Origin of the sequence: Brevundimonas sp. UBA2416 (assembly GCF_002343105.1) — a bacterium.
Taxonomy (GTDB): Bacteria; Pseudomonadota; Alphaproteobacteria; order Caulobacterales; family Caulobacteraceae; genus Brevundimonas.
In genome coordinates, this window is sequence record NZ_DDRM01000037.1 from 112,987 (window position 1) to 127,731 (window position 14,745).

Genomic DNA, 14,745 nt, shown 5'->3' on the forward strand with positions numbered 1-14,745 from the left:
GGGAGCACGCTCGCGCGAGGAGAGAGGATACCCCAGCCGCCGATCTCCGCGCAAGCCCAGTGCGGGCTAAGCTAGGCGAATGCATCGCCCCGTCGATCCCGAGGCTCGGCCCGAGACCGTCGCCCTGCTCGACCGCCTGCGCGGCGAGACCGGCGACGCCTACGCGCAATGGCGCGATCCCTTCCACGCCCAGAGGAGACTCCTGTGAAAACCCGCTCCCTGCTCGCGGCCCCGGCCGCCGCCCTGGTCCTCGTCCTCGCCGCCGCGCCGGGGGCCCGGGCCCAGCAGATCGTTCACGATCCCACGTCCTACGCCAAGATGGTCGAGGAGGCCCGCACGGCCCTGCAGCAGCTCCAGGCCCTTCAGGCCCAGGTCGAACAGGGCCGTCAGCTTTTCGACAGCCTCAACGACCTCTCCGACGTCAATGCGCTGGCCGGCGCGCTCGGCCTGCCCGAGGTCCGCAACCCCCTGCCGGACCTGGCGGCCCTGCGCGCCGCCGCCGACGGCGACCTGTCGGCCCTGGGCCGGCTGGCCGAACGCGCCGACGCGATCCGCGCCGAACACCGGCTCTATACGGCACCGTCCGGCGATTTGCCGGCCGCCGAGGCCTGGTATCGCGACAGCCTCGAACGGGCCGGAGCGCGCGGCGCCCGCGACCTCGCCGTCGGCGAGGCGATCGGCGAGGCCGCCGACCAGAGGCTGGAAGGTCTGGAAACGCTCAGGCGCGCCCTGGACACCGCCCCCAACGCCCGTGCGGTGATGGACCTGGAGGCGCGGCTGGCCGCCGAACAGGCCTTGATCCAGAACGAACAGGTCCGGCTGCAGGGTCTGGCCCTGACGCGGGACGCCGAGGCCCGACTGGAGGAACAGCGCGCGCGCGAACGGGCCGAGGCCGCCCGCGCCGCGCGCCTGGACGCCTATGAGCGGGCCTTCCGATGAAACGCGCCGTCGGCCTCGTCCTCGCGGCCCTGTGCGGCTGCACCGCGCCGGAGCGCGGCGTCGAAGCCTTCGCGGCCGACCCGCAGGCGGCGAGGGCCGTCATCGCCGCCTGCGACGCCGGCCGCACCCGCCGCGACTGCGAGACGGCGCGGCGCGGCCTGGCCGAGGCCCGGCGCCGCGATCGGCTGGCCGCCTACGCGCGCGCGGCGCAGGGAGGGTGACGATGAGCTTCCGGGTCTTCGAGCCGAGCTACGACTTCATCGACGCCCGGCTGAACGAATTCCTCGGCGAGCGCCTCGCCTCGGTCATCGCAGAAGTCGACGGCCCGCTGCGGATCGCCCTGGTCCTCTATGTCGTGCTCTACGGCTTCGCCATCCTGCGCGGGGCCATCAGCGAGCCGGTGATCGATTTCGCCATCCGCTCGATCAAACTGGCCCTGATCTACGCCCTGGCGACGACGGCCGCCTATTCGACCTTCGTCACCGAACCGCTGTTCACCGGCCTGCCCAACGCCCTGACCCGGGCCGTCAGCGGCACCGAGACGCCGGGCGTCGGCGCCGCCTTCGACCAGTTCCTCGCCTACGCCGGCTATCTCGCCGAGACGATCGCGCGCGAGGGCTCGGCTTTCGATCCTGGCCCCTGGATCGTCTCGGCGGCCGTCCTGATCATCGGCGCCCTGGCCTGCGCCCTCGGTTTCGGGGTGGTCATGCTGGCCAAGCTGGCCCTGGCCCTGCTCGTCGCGCTCGGCCCCATCTTCATCGCCTGCGCCCTGTTCGACGCCACCCGGCGCTTCTTCTTCGGCTGGCTCGGCCAGGCGGTGAACTATCTGGTCCTGTTCGCCCTGATCATCGTCATCTTCCAGCTGGTGTTGTCGCTGGTGCGCGACCAGTGGGGCGCCATCCAGGGCCAGGACCCGATGATGGGCGGCCTGATCTTCATCGCCCTGTGCCTGCTCGGCGGCATCTTCTTCCTGCAGACCCCGGCCATCGCCGCCGGCATCGCCGGCGGGGCCAGCGCGGGCCTCGCCGACTTCGCCAATGCGGCGGCGCTGGGCTCGAGCGGCTCGGGCCGCGCTCGCGGCCCCCTCGAAGCCGACCGCCGGCCGCCGAAGGGCGGCGGATCCATCCGACCTTCCGGAGCCTGACCATGACCCATCGCCTGTTCCTGATGCTTGCCTGCGCCGCGCTCGGCGGCTGCGCCGGCCTCGCCCGTCCCGACCTGCCGGTCTGCGACGGCGCCGCCCGCCGCCCGGCCAATCCTCACGGCTCGATCCTGATGTCGCCCTCGGCGCCGACGCCGGTCTCTCCAGCGCCCCGGGCCGAGCGCCCCGCGGCGCCGACCCCGGCGCCGACGTCGCCCGAGACCGCGTCGGGAGGCTGCGCATGACCGGCGCCCCCTCACCCGAGCTGAAACGCTATTTCGCAGAGGCGCGGCGCTGGGACCAGGACCGGCTCGCCGAGGCGCTGCGCTCGCGGCACCTCGCCTGGATCGCGGCCGGCGCCGCCACGGCCTTGGCGGCGTCGGCCACCCTCGCCGTCGCCCTGCTGACCCCGCTGAAGACGACCGAACCCTTCGTCATCCGCGTCGACCAGGCCACCGGCGCGGTCGACGTCGTCCGGGGCCTGTCCGCAGACGGCGCACCGTCGCGCTACGACGAGGCCGTCAGCAAATATTTCCTCGCCCAGTACGTCCGGGCCCGCGAAGGCTACCTCGATCCCGCCGCCGAGGACGCCTTCCGCCTGGTGTCGATTCTTTCGGGCCCCGCCGAACAGCGCCGCTGGGCCGACCTCTACCGGGGCTCCAATCCGCAGAGCCCGCAGAACCTCTACGGTCCCGACGGCGAGGCGGTCATCGCCATCCGCGCCATCGGCTTCATCAATGACGAGGTCGCCAACGTCCGCTTCCGCCGCACGGTCCGCCAGGCCCGGCAGACGGTGGAGAGCGACTGGATCGCCACCATCGCCTTTTCCTACACCCGCGCGCCGATGACCGAGGCCGACCGGCTGAGAAACCCGCTCGGCTTCCAGGTGGTCTCCTATCGCGCCGATCCGGAGGTCATCCGATGAAATTTCCCGCCGCCGCCCTCGCCGCCGGCCTCCTCGCCGTCGCCTCGCCCGTTCTGGCCCAGGCGCCCGCCGATCCCCGCGTCCGCGAGGTCGCCTATGAGCCGGGCGCCGTCTATCCGGTCGCCGGCGCCTGGCGAACCGCGACCCAGATCATCTTCTCGCCCCGGGAGACGATCCGGCACGCCGCCATCGGCGACAGCGTGGCCTGGGAGGTCGCGGCCGAGGGCTCGGTTCTGTTCCTGAAGCCGCGCGAACGCCACCCGGCCACCAATCTGATGGTGGTCACCGACCGCGACGGCGAGGCGCGCCACTACGCCTTCGAGCTCCAGGCCGGGGACCCCGACGCGCGCGGTCCCGTCGCCTGGCAGATCCGCTTCCGCTACCCCGGCGACGAACAGACGGCCGCCGCCGAAGGGCTCGCCGCGGCCGCCCGCGCCGCCGAGACCCGGCTGATCGGACTCGAACTGGCGCGGGGCGCGCTCGAAGGCCCCCGCAACCTGGCCTGGTCGGCCCAGGGCGATCCCGCCCTGCAGCCGTCCGAGGTCAGCGACAACGGCCGCTTCACCGTCCTGCGCTTCCCCGGAAACCAGGCCCTGCCGGCCCTGTTCGAGGTCGGCGAGGACGGCGGCGAACGTCTGGTCCCGTATGACGTCCGCGGCGAGTTCGTCGTCATCCACGGCGTCCCCCGGGGCCTTCGCCTGCGCCGCGGCCGTTCGGTCCTGTGCCTGTTCAACGAGGGCCGGGACGGACGGGGCGAGGCCATTGGGACCGGCACCGCCTCCCCCGTCGTCGAGCGCGCCCCCGCCGGAGACCGGCCATGACCCATGAACACCCTTCGCCGTCCGAACCGCCGGCCCGCGCGGACCAGCCGGAGCCCGTCCGGGACCGGGGCGTGTCGCCCATCGCCGGCCGGCTCGGCGGGCGACACGGCAAGATGACGGCCCTGGCCGCCCTGGCCCTGGGCTGCGGCGTCTTCCTGTTCGCCACCTGGGACCGGGGCGACGCCGGCCGCCGCGACCCAGCCACTGCCGACGAACCGGTGCGCCCGTCGACGCCGTTCGAGCCGGCGCGCCGTCCCGCCGATCCGCCGCTGCTGAGCGAGGCGGCCTCCGATCCCTCGGCGCCGCTGTTGATCGACGAAACGGACCGCATCCCCGCGCTGGACGGCGCGCGAACCTCCGACCCGGCCACGGCGGGCGGACCGTCGCCCGCGGACCAGCGCCAGGCGCTCGCCGAGAGCGCCCGCCGCGCGCCCGTTCTCGCCTACAGCCGGCCCGGCGCAGCCGCGTCCATGGCTCCGGATCGCCCCGCGGGGGTCGCTGCGCCGGCGGACTCTCCGGCGGCGGCGCCCACTTCGCTCGACCAACTGCGCCGGGTAAGCCCGATCACCCTGAGCCAGGCCGGCCGCCTGCCCGACCGCAACCTGCTGCTGACCGCCGGAACCAGCGTCCCGTGCGTGCTGCAGACGGCGATGGACAGCGCTACGCCCGGCTATGTCAGCTGCGTCCTGCCGAGCGACGTCTGGTCCGACAACGGCGCCGTCGTCCTGATGGAGCGGGGCAGCCGGGTGCTCGGCGAGTACCGCGGCGGACTCGAGCCGGGCCGCGGACGGCTGTTCGTGCTGTGGACCCGCGCCGTCACCCCCGGCGGCGCCGCCGTCTCCCTCGCCTCCCCCGCCGCCGACGCGCTCGGCCGCGCGGGCTTCGACGGGTCGGTGGACACCCATTTCTGGGACCGGTTCGGCGGGGCCCTGCTGCTGTCGATCGTCGACGACGGCGTCCAGGCCGCCGTCGGCGAGGGCCGCGACGTTCAATCCACGGCCCGCGTCCCTTCGGACGCCGCCGCCGTGGCGCTGCAGAACTCGGTCGGCATCCCGCCGACCCTGCGCAAGGCCCAGGGCGCGGAAGTCTCCATCTTCGTCGCCCAGGACCTCGATTTTTCCGGCGTCTACCGGCTGCGGGCCCGGTGATGGACGACACCTCGGTCCTCGATCACTACCTCGCTCCCTTGCGGCCCTTCCTCGTGCCGGACGACGTGACCGAGGTGGTGATCAATCGTCCGGGCGAGATCGGGGTCGAACAGGCCGGCGGCTGGCGCTGGCACGAGAGGCCCGAGCTGACCGAGCCCTGGCTGCGCACCCTGGCGGTCGCCGCCGCCGCCTACACCAAACAGGACGTCGACGCCGAACGGCCGATCTGCTCCACCGTGCTGCCCGGCGCCGCCCGCTGCCAGATCGTCCTGCCGCCCGCGGCGCCGGCGGGAACCGTATCGCTGACGATCCGCAAGCCGTCGCACCGGCGCATGGGCCTCAGCGAGTTCGAGGCGGCCGGCCTGTTCGCCGACACGCGGCCCGCCGACGTCGACGGCGTCGACGATGTCGACGCGGCGCTGATCGAACGCCGGACCGCCGGCGACTGGACCGGATTCTTCCGTCTCGCTGTCGAGGGCCGCCGCAACATCCTGATCTCCGGGGCGACAGGCTCGGGCAAGACCACCTTCGCCAAGGGGCTGGTCGAGCTGATCCCCGCCCACGAGCGGCTGCTGACCATAGAGGACACCCGCGAACTGACCGTCCCCCACCGCAATGTCGTCCACCTGCTCTATTCGAAGGAGGGACAGGGCCTGGCCCGGGTCGGCCCCAAGGCGCTGCTGGAGAGCGCCCTGCGCATGCGGCCGGACCGCATCCTGCTGCAGGAACTGCGCGACGGCACGGCCTTCTTCTATCTGCGCAACGTCAACTCCGGCCATCCGGGCTCGATCACCACGGTGCACGCGGACTCCGCCGCCCTGGCCTTCGAGCAGCTCACCCTGCTGGTGCGCGAATCCGAGGGCGGACGCGACCTGCCGCGCGAGGACATCCGCGCCCTGCTTCATCTGCTCGTCGACGTGGTGGTGCAGATGAAGAAGATCGACGGCCGGTTCCGAATGACGGAGGTCTGGCATGAGCCGGCTCGCAAGCGTCAGCCCCGCGGCTAGGGCCGCCCTCGTCGCCCTCGCCCTCGCCGCCCTGCTGGCGATCGCGCTTTCGGGAACCGCGCTCGTCGCCCTCGCCGGCCTCGGCCGACTGGAGGCGGATATCGACCTGGCCCGCGTCCCCGGCTGGTTCTGGTACTATCGCGACGATCCGCTGGTGCGCCGCTGGCTGCGCATCGGCGCGGCCGGGCATGGCCTGCTGCTGCTGATCCTCATCGTCGTCATGATCGTCAACCGCCGTCGCCCCCTGCACGGCGCCGCGCGCTGGTCGACGGCGGGCGAGCAACGCCGCGCCGGCCTGCGGGCGCATCAGGGCGTGGTGCTGGGGCACGCCGGCGGCGGCCTGCTGATCTCGGGCGGGCCCGAACATGTGATCGTCTACGCCCCGACGCGCACCGGCAAGGGCGTCGGCGTGGTCATCCCCAACCTGTTGGCCTGGCCCGGCTCGGTCGTCGTGCTCGACATCAAGCGCGAGAATTTCCTGGCCACGGCCGGGTTTCGCGCCGCCTCCGGCCAGACTGTGCTGATGTTCGACCCCCTGGCCCTCGACGGCCGCACGGCTCGCTACAACCCGCTCGGCCATGTCGACCGCGGCCGGCCCGAGGTCGTGCTCGACGAACTGCAGCGGATGGCGGTGATGCTCTTCCCCGGCCATGACCACGCCGACCCCTTCTGGTCGGAGGCGGCCCGCATCGGCTTTATCGGCGTCGGCGCCTTCGTGGCCGAAACCCCCGCCCTGCCCTTCACCCTCGGCGAGATCTTCCGCCAGCTGACCCGGGGCGATCCCCGCACGCGGTTTCCGGCCCTGATCGCGGACCGGCGGCGCGCGGACCGGCCGCTCTCGGGCCCCTGCGTCTCGGCCCTGACCGACTTCTGCAGCGCCGGGGAGAACACCTTCGCCTCGGTACGCCAGACCATCACCACCCGCATGGGCCTGTGGCTGAACCCGGCGGTCGACGCCGCCACCGCCGCCAGCGACTTCGACCTGCGCGCCCTGTGCCGTGGCGGGATCTCCCTCTATCTCGGGGCCGCCCCGGACAATATGCAGCGGGTCGCGCCGCTCTACAGCCTGCTGTTCCAGCAGCTGGTCGATCTCAACAGCCGCGTCCTGCCCGGCCCCGGCGACCAGCCGGCGCTGGTGCTGCTCGACGAGTTCGCCCGCCTCGGCCCCGCGCCGGTCCTCGCCCACGCCTTTTCCTTCGTGGCCGGCTACGGCCTGCGCCTGCTGCCGGTGATCCAGAGCCCGTCCCAGCTGCGCGCCCTCTACGGCCCCGACGTCACCGAAGAGATCCTGACCAACTGCGGCGTCGAGGTCGTCTTCGCCCCCAAGGAGCTCAAGGTCGCCCAGGACCTCAGCGAGCGGCTCGGCTTCTACACCTACAGCGCCCGCAGCCGCAGCCGACCCACGGGCCTGGCCCCGGGGCGGCGCAGCACCACCGCCTCCGAGCAGCGCCGCGCCCTGATGCTGCCGCAGGAACTGATGCTGCTGCCGCCCGGCGACCTCATCGTGCTCAAGGCCGGCCTGCCGCCGACCCGGGGGCGCAAGATCGTCTCCTGGCGTGAGCGCGTCTTCGTCCGCCGCCGCCGCCCACCGCCGCTCGTCCCCGTCGCGCCGCGCGTCGATCCGCCCGCCCCCGAGCCCGTCGCGCCCGTCCCCATCCCTGACGAGACGGCGATGTTCGGCTTCGACGCCATCGCCCGCGCCTTCGCCGCGGAGGGCGCGCCGCCGCCGGCGCCCGGCGCCGACGAGACGGCGGTGGGCGACTGGCTGGACCGGATGATCGACGCGGGCGTCCGCGCGCCCGCCCCGGCCCTCGATCCCGCGCGTGACCGCTGATGGCCGCCGCCGCTCCCGACAAGCCGGAACGGGGCGCGTCCGCCGAAAGCCGGCTGACGCCGTCCGGCCCGGGCCGCGCGACGGTCTCGCGCACCAAGGGCGACCTGCCGCCGTCGATCCTCGACCGCTATCTGATCGAACACGACGGCCGCGGCCGGGCCGAGCGCTTCTTTCGCGACCACCGCGCCGACCAGCCGGCCTTCCGCGACGCGGGTCGGGCGCTGACGGCCGCCAGCGCCTATCCCGACGTCGCGCCGACATGCTCAGGATCGCCCGCCATCGCGGCTGGACCCAGGTCCGCGTCGAGGGCGATCCGGCCTTCCGCCGAGAGGCCTGGGTCCAGGCCCAGGCCATGGATATCTCCGTGAGGGGCTATCGCCCCACCGAACGGGACCGTCAGGCGGGCGGGGCCCGGACCCCCGCCCGGGGTCCCGATCGCCCACGCCCCACGGAGCGCCCGGTCGCCCCGTCCCCGCCGCTCGAAGCCCGCATGCGGCTGGCCGCCGCCGCCGTCCACGCCCTGGTCGGCGATCCGGCGGCGCGGACACGACTGCTCGAACGCGCCTGGGCGCGGGCCGCGCCCACCTCGAGCGCGGCCACACCTTCCGGCCGCCGCCAGACCTCGAACGGTCGGCGACAAGGGACCGCCCGGACGCGGACAGGCGCCGCAAACGTTGACGCGCGGGCCGCTCAGGCGCGTCCGCAAATATCCATAAATGGGTTCTTATTGGCCATACCGCCGCCAAGCACCCATATATGGGGCTTTATATATTCCTTCTTGATCGAATCATAAACACCCATATATTAGCGATAATGGCTTAACTTGCCGACAATCACCCATATAGGGGTTCTTGAATGTCCACCGCCGAAGCCACCCTTCTGACCCGTGCGGAGCAACTGGGCGACCGTCTGGCGGCGCAGCGGCTGAACCGCAACCTGACCCAGCGCCAGCTCGCCGACGACGCCGGCGTCGCCCTCAACACCCTGCGCCGGCTCGAGGCAGGAGAAAACGTCTCCCTCGACACCCTGATCCGGGTGCTGGAGGCGCTCGGCCTGGGGGACCGGCTCGAGGCCCTCGCCCCGCCCGCCGACATCCGACCGGTCGATCGGGTGCGCATCGCCGCCGGGCGCGAACGCCGCCGCGCCAGTGGCGCGGGCGCCGAGGGCCCGGCCACGCCCTGGACCTGGGACGACGACCAGTGACCGACGCCACCATCCGCCTGTGGGGCCGCGACATCGGCGCGGTCAGCTGGCTGGAGGACCGTGACCATGCGGTGTTCCAGTACGTTCCCGAGTTCGTCGCCAGCGGCATCGCCGTCTCTCCGCTGGTGATGCCGCCGAGCCTGGCTCCCTACGCCTTTCCCGAACTGCCCCGCGACGCCTTCAAGGGCCTGCCCGGCCTGCTAGCCGACTCCCTGCCCGACAAATACGGCAACGCCCTGATCGACGCCTGGCTGACCCGGCAGGGCCGCGACGCCCGGTCGTTCAACCCGGTCGAACGGCTCTGCTACATCGGCACCCGCGGCATGGGCGCGCTGGAGTTCCACCCCACCTTGATGAAGGCCGCCCGCCGCTCGCGCCGGCTGCAGATCGAGGCCCTGGTCGACCTGGCCAACCAGGTCCTGTCGATGCGCCAGGACATGAAGGGCGTGCTGTCCGGCGAGGACGACCACGACACCCTCGAGGAGATCCTGCGGGTCGGGACCTCCGCCGGCGGCGCCCGCGCCAAGGCGGTGCTGGCATGGAACGAGGAGACCGGCGAGTTCCGCTCCGGCCAGGCCCCGGCGGGCGAAGGCTTCTCGGACTGGCTGATGAAGTTCGACGGCGTCAGCAACAACCGCGACAAGGAGCTGGCCGATCCGCAGGGCTTCGGCCTGATCGAATACGCCTTCTCCAGGATGGCCGCCGACGTCGGCATCGACATGGCCGAATGCCGCCTGCACCACGAGGGCGGACGCAGCCATTTCATGACCCGGCGCTTCGACCGCACGCCGGACGGCCGCAAGCTGCACATGCAGTCGCTCGGCGCGCTCCGGCATTTCGACTTCAACGCCGCCGGCGCCTACAGCTACGAGCAGGCCGTCGAGACGATCCGCCTGCTCGGCCTCGGCGCCGCCGATATCGAGCAGCAGTTCCGCCGCGCCGTCTTCAACCTGTTCATCCGCAACCAGGACGACCATGTGAAGAACATCGCCTTCCTGATGGACCGCTCCGGCGGCTGGCGGCTCTCCCCGGCCTTCGACGTCGGCTACGCCTACAATCCGTCCGGCCCCTGGACCAGCACCCACCAGATGACCTTCAACGGCAAGCGCGACGGGTTCATCCTTGAGGACCTGGTCGCCTTCGGCGCCCACTGCGGCTTCAAGCGCCGCAAGACCCTCGGCATGGTGCGGGAGATCGCCGACCGCGTCCGCGACTGGCGCGCCTACGCCGACGCCGCCGGCGTCTACGAACCCGACGCCATACGCATCGACCGGGCGCTCCGGCTGGATCTTGCGCGACCTATCGAGGACGCAGCGGCGGTCGAGGAGCCCCCCCGCAACATAGAACGCTAGGCGGCGACTTCCGCCAGCTGCTGTGGAATGTCGGCATAGTGCGCCGCCTTCCATATGCGTCCGATCAGAGCATTCAGGGCCGGCGCCTTACCTGAGGCCTGGCGGAAGTTCTCGGCTTTGCGCTTGTCGACATAGAGATGGTCCGCATAGGCGGCCAGGACGGCCAGATAACCGTCGTTGAGGTCGCTGCCCCGTCGTTCCGCCAGCGCAGGGCGGTAGCGACCGAGGCCGTCCTCGATAATCCAGTGGGGGCACTGGTCCATCCGGACGCGCTGCCAAAGCTCGTCCACCGTGTGGCCGGTCTTCTCGGCGATGATACGCAGTTTCGACCGGAACACGCCCAGTTCACCCAACTGGTCCACCGTCATTTCTGGGGTGATCTCCTCGGCCCTCACGCCCTGGGCCTCAGCGACCCCTATGACGAACTCCCCCACCGAGGCAGACGACCACGGCGCCAGTTGCGCGGTGTCGGCGCAGAAGGTCGCCGCAAGATCCTGCGGATTCTCAATGCGACGGTCGCCGTGCCTTGCGATCTCTCCGGTCAGCATGCGGGTCATGGCCGCAAACTGCACCTTGACCTCATCGGCGGACCGGAGGCTCTGGGCCATCAAGGCTCTGACCGGGGTCGAACCGTCCATGAACTTGACCGGCGCGATCGCCGTGATCGTGCGCGAACAGATATTTCGCTCGAGAATGTCGGGACGCAGCAGGTGCCAGACCCAGCGATCGGGACCTATGGCGTCCAGGCCGCTGCCGAACCGGACGAGCCGCGCCCGGGCCTGATCGCGAACCGCCAATGGCGTGTCGGCGCCATCGCAAATCGCCATGGCCTCGGCGGCGACCACGTCGGTGATCGCGCCAAACCCATGCGGTTCGTCCAGGGACTGGATCCAGGCGATAAAGGGCAGGCTCTCGATAAACGCCAGCCGCGCGTCGACGATCGCGTCGTCCTCGATCGCTAGTAGTTCTTCGAAATGGTGCCAGCACAAAAGTGGCACGCATCCTTGGGCCAACAGCTGGGCCGGGAACGCGCGCGCCTTGGCCCGCATCGCCGACGAAGGCGAGGTCGCCGCCTTGATCAGGTCGGCCCAGTGCGAGCTGTCCAAGGCCACCAAAGATGATTTCAGCAGGTCCATGCCGCCGACGCTGCATCCCGAGCCATCACTGCCCACCTACACGCAAAATGTTGCATCCGTCGCACCCTCGCCTCGCCCGTCCGCTCGACAGGCCCGCGTGAACGATCCCGGCTACCTCGCCCATGGATGTCGGGCTGCGCGGGTGGTAGCAGCGCAGTACCACAACTCGAAGGTGACACTTGCCGCCCATCCAGAGAATTCTCATACCTCTAGACAGCCATGACCCGAAGGCGTGGCCAGCGGCGCTAACGTCGGCGATGAGCCTCTGCGCGTCCGAAGGAAGCCAGAGCATCATCCTTCTTGTCCCAAGCCGACCTCAGCTCAAGAACGCCACCCTCGCCGGGGTAATTGGCGTACAGAGCGCCAAGGCCCTGTCCAAGGGAGACACCCTATCGTTGCCGGGCGGGATCACCCTATCAGCCGACGGCTGGAAGACGTTCCGCATCGGCGCGAAGAAGACCGTGGTGATTGCCTACTATACGGACGACACGGCGCTGGAGCTGATCGAAGGCGTCGCCAACATCGTCGGCTTGGTCGCTGTTCCGGATCTGGTGGGCCGAGCGCCGCAATGGGTCGCTCGCTGGAACCCCACTGTGCCGGGACAACCGGCGCAGGCCCCAGCTGTGATCGTCGCGGACTCCCGCGTTGTGAAAGCCTTGGAGTCGCTGACCGCCAGTGCGAATCTCGGCCAGGGAATGCTGGGGCCCATCGACAAGCAGTCAGCCCAGGACACCTTTCGAATCCTGAGGAACAAGGGCCACAGCGCGCCTGTCGGCAGCGTAAAATCCTGGGCGATACAGCATGGCTGGAAGCCCAAGGCCGCGGGCGAGCTTGAGGTGATTGCTCAACGCGCTTTCGGCTTGTCGGGGAAGCCGTCGCTGGCAAGGGTGGTAAACGCTCAACTTCGATACGATCGCTGGGTCTAGCCGGGGCCTCCCCCAATCGCCGTGGTTCATCGGCGCCTCGGCCGATCGACCAGCATGCGATCATCGTCATCGCGGCGGCGCGCTTCATCCAGCCGGCGCGCGATCTCATCACGCCGTGTCTCGACAGGCGGCAGGCTTCGAACGAACTGCTCGATCGTCGCCGCGCGGGCCCGGTCCTGAGCTCGGTCGGATCGTCCCAACGACAAGGACTCGGCGACGAAGGCCCAGCGTATCCTCAGCTGCCGCTCCCGCAGCGCCCGGCGCCAGGCAGGAGCTTTCTCTTCCCGCACGGCCGCCTCCTCAGCGGCGGCGGCGAGGACGCGCGGGACCGGCCCGGTCCCTGCGACAAAGCGTTCCCGCAGTTTTCGTACCGGCAGCCGTTCGGCCTTTTTGGTCACGCCGCGGGCCCGACGAGGAGTCGCCTCCGCCTCGACCCCTCGGGCGCGCAGGGCCCAGGCGAACCCTTCCCGCCAGGCCTGAAGATCGGCCTTGCGCGGGTTCAGACGCTCGCCCTTCCGCCCCAGCATGCGAACCGTCAGATGGACGTGGGGATGGCGGTCGTCGGTGTGCAGGGCGAACACCCAGGGGAAGCGCTCTCCGAAGGTCGCCTGGGCGAAGGCGCGGGCGCTGTCCCGGACGCGGATGGGATCGGTCCCGGCCGGCATGCTCAGCACCAAGGACAGGGACACCGGTGCGTCGCGACGGCGCCCCGGCTCGGCCGCGAGTTCGGCGGTCCAGTCCTCCGCCAGGATCCGGACCGCGGCCCGACCTTCCAGGCGTTCACCGTCCGGCCCCTCCAGCACAAGCTTGCCGTTGCGGGAGATGTAATCCAGGTGCCGCTGAAGATGGCCGGCGTCACGAGTGCGGCCGGTGATCTTGACCATCACCTCCGGAACCCGCCGCGCGACCCGCATCAACTGCGCCCGGGAGCCCTCCCCGGCCGACGGCCGCCCCAGAACGCCGCACGTCACCCGGGCGCGCCGGACATCGACCGGCGGGCGCAACGCCTCCTCAAAACCGATGGGAGTCCGGAAGTCGCTCATGTCCCGTCGGACCAGTAGGCGAGATTGCCCTCGAAGGCCGCCGTCAGGCCCGTCAGATGCGCCCGGATCTCGTCGGCGAAGGCCGCGACCTGGGCGATCTCAAGGTCGAGCACCGTCCCCTCCAGCACGGCGGTGTTCATCGCCCGGGCGATCTGGTTGATGTTGACCCCGATGCGCCGCAGCTCGCGCTGCACCTCGATGAACGCGAACGCCTCCGGAGGCGTCAGCTGCGGCCGCCGGTGCAAACGGCGCCGGATCACCGCGACGCTCCACTGGGTGCGGGACAGGCCCAGGACGGCCGCCTCGGCCTCCAGCCGGGCCAGGTCGGTCTCGCCGAGGCGCAGGGTCAGCTTGCCCGTCCGGCCTGCCGGCATCGCCGCAACGGGCTCCGGCAGCGAGGCCTGCGCCGCCTCCTCCATGAGCCGACGCAGCAGTCGCGACCGCCCGCCCCGACTCGCCGCGGCGGCGTCGAAGCGGCGGACCAGATCGTCGTCGAGCCTGACGCTGAAGTGGGGCAAGGGAGCGGTCTCTGTGTGACATTGCCGGCGCAAAGCCTATCCTGCCCTAGACCGAGATCCCCCTCGCCCCGTAGGTCTCCGGTGCTCCCCGCCCTCCCCTCGGCGACCGCAAAGGCGGCCGCTCGCCCGCCGCCCTGACGGGCGCCCCAACCGGGCGGAGACAACCAGGGCCATCCAGACGTCGCAACGGTCGGGCGCGGTTCTCCAGAACCCTCGCCATGCTCCGTCGACCCAAGTCGCAAACCTTGTCGCCGCCGAGCGGCGCGGCCGGAGCCGTCGCCGCACCACCGGCAGGGTCGAACAGATGCGGATCGACGCCCCCGCCATTCACCACGCGCACGATGCGACGCCGAACAAGGCCAGTCAGATCGCCGTTCTGGTGACTGGACGGACCCGGCTGCGCGGCTCCCGGGGCGACCGGCTAGACATCGTCCCCGGGGCGGGTCGCCAGGACGTCCGCCCAGGGCGCCGCATGATCGAGGCAGGCCGCCATGGCCGCACCATAGGGCGTCGAGGGATCATCGCCCTGCAGAAGAACGATCTCCTCCAGCACCGCTCGATGGTCGCGCATCCACGCGCCGATGAAGGCTTCAATCCGGTCTTCCACAGTCTCAATCTAGGCCTCCCGCGGCCATAAGGCCATCGGCGACCCCGCGCGCTGGGCGCCGCCCCCCCGACGCCCCTGGAAACGCACGGACGCGCGCCAGGCCGAACGCGACAGTGATCGCGCTCGGCCTGGATTGGTGAGGCGG

The 14,745-nt window shown here is 71.3% G+C and carries 18 protein-coding genes; 14 read left to right on the forward strand and 4 right to left on the reverse strand.

The genetic code is table 11. The annotated features are described in order from the left end of the window. Positions 1 to 79: 79 nt before the first annotated feature. From B3E43_RS11950 to B3E43_RS12005, 13 genes are all read left to right on the forward strand, one after another. Positions 80 to 208, forward strand: coding sequence for a hypothetical protein (locus tag B3E43_RS11950; protein ID WP_292029759.1), 129 nt, complete (start codon positions 80 to 82; stop codon positions 206 to 208). After that, a complete protein-coding gene (locus B3E43_RS11955) occupies positions 205 to 939 on the forward strand; it encodes a type IV secretion system protein (RefSeq protein ID WP_292029762.1) in 735 nt (244 codons plus the stop codon). Before B3E43_RS11950 ends, B3E43_RS11955 begins: the two co-directional genes overlap by 4 nt. Further along, positions 936 to 1,160 carry a hypothetical protein gene (locus B3E43_RS11960; protein WP_292029764.1) on the forward strand — a complete coding sequence of 75 codons (225 nt, stop codon included), beginning with the start codon at positions 936 to 938 and terminating at the stop codon, positions 1,158 to 1,160. The genes B3E43_RS11955 and B3E43_RS11960 overlap by 4 nt, the downstream gene beginning before the upstream one ends. Positions 1,161 to 1,162: 2 nt before the next feature. Beyond that, positions 1,163 to 2,083, forward strand: a complete 921-nt coding sequence (locus B3E43_RS11965) for a type IV secretion system protein (RefSeq protein ID WP_292029766.1) — start codon at positions 1,163 to 1,165, stop codon at positions 2,081 to 2,083. Between the two features lie 2 nt (positions 2,084 to 2,085). Further along, the gene (locus B3E43_RS11970) at positions 2,086 to 2,325 is read left to right on the forward strand and encodes a hypothetical protein (RefSeq protein ID WP_292029768.1); all 240 of its coding nucleotides are present in this window, start codon (positions 2,086 to 2,088) and stop codon (positions 2,323 to 2,325) included. Continuing rightward, positions 2,322 to 3,005, forward strand: coding sequence for a virB8 family protein (locus B3E43_RS11975; protein ID WP_292029769.1), 684 nt, complete (start codon positions 2,322 to 2,324; stop codon positions 3,003 to 3,005). Before B3E43_RS11970 ends, B3E43_RS11975 begins: the two co-directional genes overlap by 4 nt. Beyond that, on the forward strand, positions 3,002 to 3,826 hold the full coding sequence (locus B3E43_RS11980) for a TrbG/VirB9 family P-type conjugative transfer protein (RefSeq protein WP_292029771.1): 825 nt from the start codon (positions 3,002 to 3,004) through the stop codon (positions 3,824 to 3,826). The genes B3E43_RS11975 and B3E43_RS11980 overlap by 4 nt, the downstream gene beginning before the upstream one ends. Then, positions 3,823 to 4,974: a type IV secretion system protein VirB10 gene (virB10, locus tag B3E43_RS11985; RefSeq protein WP_292029773.1), complete on the forward strand. Its 1,152-nt coding sequence runs from the start codon at positions 3,823 to 3,825 to the stop codon at positions 4,972 to 4,974. The genes B3E43_RS11980 and virB10 overlap by 4 nt, the downstream gene beginning before the upstream one ends. Further along, a complete protein-coding gene (gene virB11 / locus B3E43_RS11990) occupies positions 4,974 to 5,981 on the forward strand; it encodes a P-type DNA transfer ATPase VirB11 (protein ID WP_292029774.1) in 1,008 nt (335 codons plus the stop codon). Before virB10 ends, virB11 begins: the two co-directional genes overlap by 1 nt. Further along, on the forward strand, positions 5,947 to 7,815 hold the full coding sequence (locus tag B3E43_RS11995; protein WP_292029776.1) for a type IV secretory system conjugative DNA transfer family protein: 1,869 nt from the start codon (positions 5,947 to 5,949) through the stop codon (positions 7,813 to 7,815). The genes virB11 and B3E43_RS11995 overlap by 35 nt, the downstream gene beginning before the upstream one ends. Before the next feature lie 259 nt (positions 7,816 to 8,074). Next, positions 8,075 to 8,608: an LPD7 domain-containing protein gene (locus B3E43_RS16240; RefSeq protein WP_366517871.1), complete on the forward strand. Its 534-nt coding sequence runs from the start codon at positions 8,075 to 8,077 to the stop codon at positions 8,606 to 8,608. A 62-nt stretch (positions 8,609 to 8,670) separates the two neighbouring features. Beyond that, positions 8,671 to 9,018 (forward strand): helix-turn-helix domain-containing protein, encoded by a 348-nt coding sequence (locus tag B3E43_RS12000; protein WP_292029778.1) that lies wholly within the window; start codon positions 8,671 to 8,673, stop codon positions 9,016 to 9,018. After that, positions 9,015 to 10,370 carry a type II toxin-antitoxin system HipA family toxin gene (locus B3E43_RS12005; protein ID WP_292029779.1) on the forward strand — a complete coding sequence of 452 codons (1,356 nt, stop codon included), beginning with the start codon at positions 9,015 to 9,017 and terminating at the stop codon, positions 10,368 to 10,370. Before B3E43_RS12000 ends, B3E43_RS12005 begins: the two co-directional genes overlap by 4 nt. On the opposite strand, the gene B3E43_RS12010 is transcribed toward B3E43_RS12005, so the two are convergent. Beyond that, a complete protein-coding gene (locus B3E43_RS12010; protein ID WP_292029780.1) occupies positions 10,367 to 11,506 on the reverse strand; it encodes a hypothetical protein in 1,140 nt (379 codons plus the stop codon). The two genes, B3E43_RS12005 and B3E43_RS12010, sit on opposite strands and share 4 nt — an antisense overlap. Before the next feature lie 257 nt (positions 11,507 to 11,763). Between B3E43_RS12010 and B3E43_RS12015 the strand changes: the two genes are divergently transcribed. Further along, entirely contained in the window at positions 11,764 to 12,432 is a 669-nt protein-coding gene (locus B3E43_RS12015) for a hypothetical protein (RefSeq protein WP_292029781.1), read from the forward strand. A gap of 26 nt (positions 12,433 to 12,458) precedes the next feature. Here the strand turns inward: B3E43_RS12015 and B3E43_RS12020 are convergent, their stop codons facing one another. The 3 genes from B3E43_RS12020 to B3E43_RS12030 form a co-directional block, all read right to left on the reverse strand. Then, on the reverse strand, positions 12,459 to 13,475 hold the full coding sequence (locus B3E43_RS12020; protein ID WP_292029782.1) for a relaxase/mobilization nuclease domain-containing protein: 1,017 nt from the start codon (positions 13,473 to 13,475) through the stop codon (positions 12,459 to 12,461). Beyond that, a complete protein-coding gene (locus tag B3E43_RS12025) occupies positions 13,472 to 13,993 on the reverse strand; it encodes a MobC family plasmid mobilization relaxosome protein (RefSeq protein ID WP_292029783.1) in 522 nt (173 codons plus the stop codon). The genes B3E43_RS12020 and B3E43_RS12025 overlap by 4 nt, the downstream gene beginning before the upstream one ends. Positions 13,994 to 14,414: 421 nt before the next feature. Beyond that, complete coding sequence (locus B3E43_RS12030) at positions 14,415 to 14,600, reverse strand: hypothetical protein (protein WP_292029785.1); 186 nt, start codon at positions 14,598 to 14,600, stop codon at positions 14,415 to 14,417. Between the last annotated feature and the right edge of the window lie 145 nt (positions 14,601 to 14,745).

What these genes read in the sequence shown, in the direction of transcription:
- B3E43_RS11950 (WP_292029759.1), top strand. Translation starts at nt 80, where the DNA reads ATGCATCGCCCCGTCGATCCCGAGGCTCGGCCCGAGACCGTCGCCCTG.
- B3E43_RS11960 (WP_292029764.1), top strand. Translation starts at nt 936, where the DNA reads ATGAAACGCGCCGTCGGCCTCGTCCTCGCGGCCCTGTGCGGCTGCACC.
- B3E43_RS11965 (WP_292029766.1), top strand. Translation starts at nt 1,163, where the DNA reads ATGAGCTTCCGGGTCTTCGAGCCGAGCTACGACTTCATCGACGCCCGG.
- B3E43_RS11970 (WP_292029768.1), top strand. Translation starts at nt 2,086, where the DNA reads ATGACCCATCGCCTGTTCCTGATGCTTGCCTGCGCCGCGCTCGGCGGC.
- B3E43_RS11975 (WP_292029769.1), top strand. Translation starts at nt 2,322, where the DNA reads ATGACCGGCGCCCCCTCACCCGAGCTGAAACGCTATTTCGCAGAGGCG.
- B3E43_RS11980 (WP_292029771.1), top strand. Translation starts at nt 3,002, where the DNA reads ATGAAATTTCCCGCCGCCGCCCTCGCCGCCGGCCTCCTCGCCGTCGCC.
- virB10 (WP_292029773.1), top strand. Translation starts at nt 3,823, where the DNA reads ATGACCCATGAACACCCTTCGCCGTCCGAACCGCCGGCCCGCGCGGAC.
- virB11 (WP_292029774.1), top strand. Translation starts at nt 4,974, where the DNA reads ATGGACGACACCTCGGTCCTCGATCACTACCTCGCTCCCTTGCGGCCC.
- B3E43_RS11995 (WP_292029776.1), top strand. Translation starts at nt 5,947, where the DNA reads ATGAGCCGGCTCGCAAGCGTCAGCCCCGCGGCTAGGGCCGCCCTCGTC.
- B3E43_RS16240 (WP_366517871.1), top strand. Translation starts at nt 8,075, where the DNA reads ATGCTCAGGATCGCCCGCCATCGCGGCTGGACCCAGGTCCGCGTCGAG.
- B3E43_RS12000 (WP_292029778.1), top strand. Translation starts at nt 8,671, where the DNA reads ATGTCCACCGCCGAAGCCACCCTTCTGACCCGTGCGGAGCAACTGGGC.
- B3E43_RS12010 (WP_292029780.1), bottom strand. Translation starts at nt 11,506, where the DNA reads ATGGACCTGCTGAAATCATCTTTGGTGGCCTTGGACAGCTCGCACTGG.
- B3E43_RS12015 (WP_292029781.1), top strand. Translation starts at nt 11,764, where the DNA reads ATGAGCCTCTGCGCGTCCGAAGGAAGCCAGAGCATCATCCTTCTTGTC.
- B3E43_RS12020 (WP_292029782.1), bottom strand. Translation starts at nt 13,475, where the DNA reads ATGAGCGACTTCCGGACTCCCATCGGTTTTGAGGAGGCGTTGCGCCCG.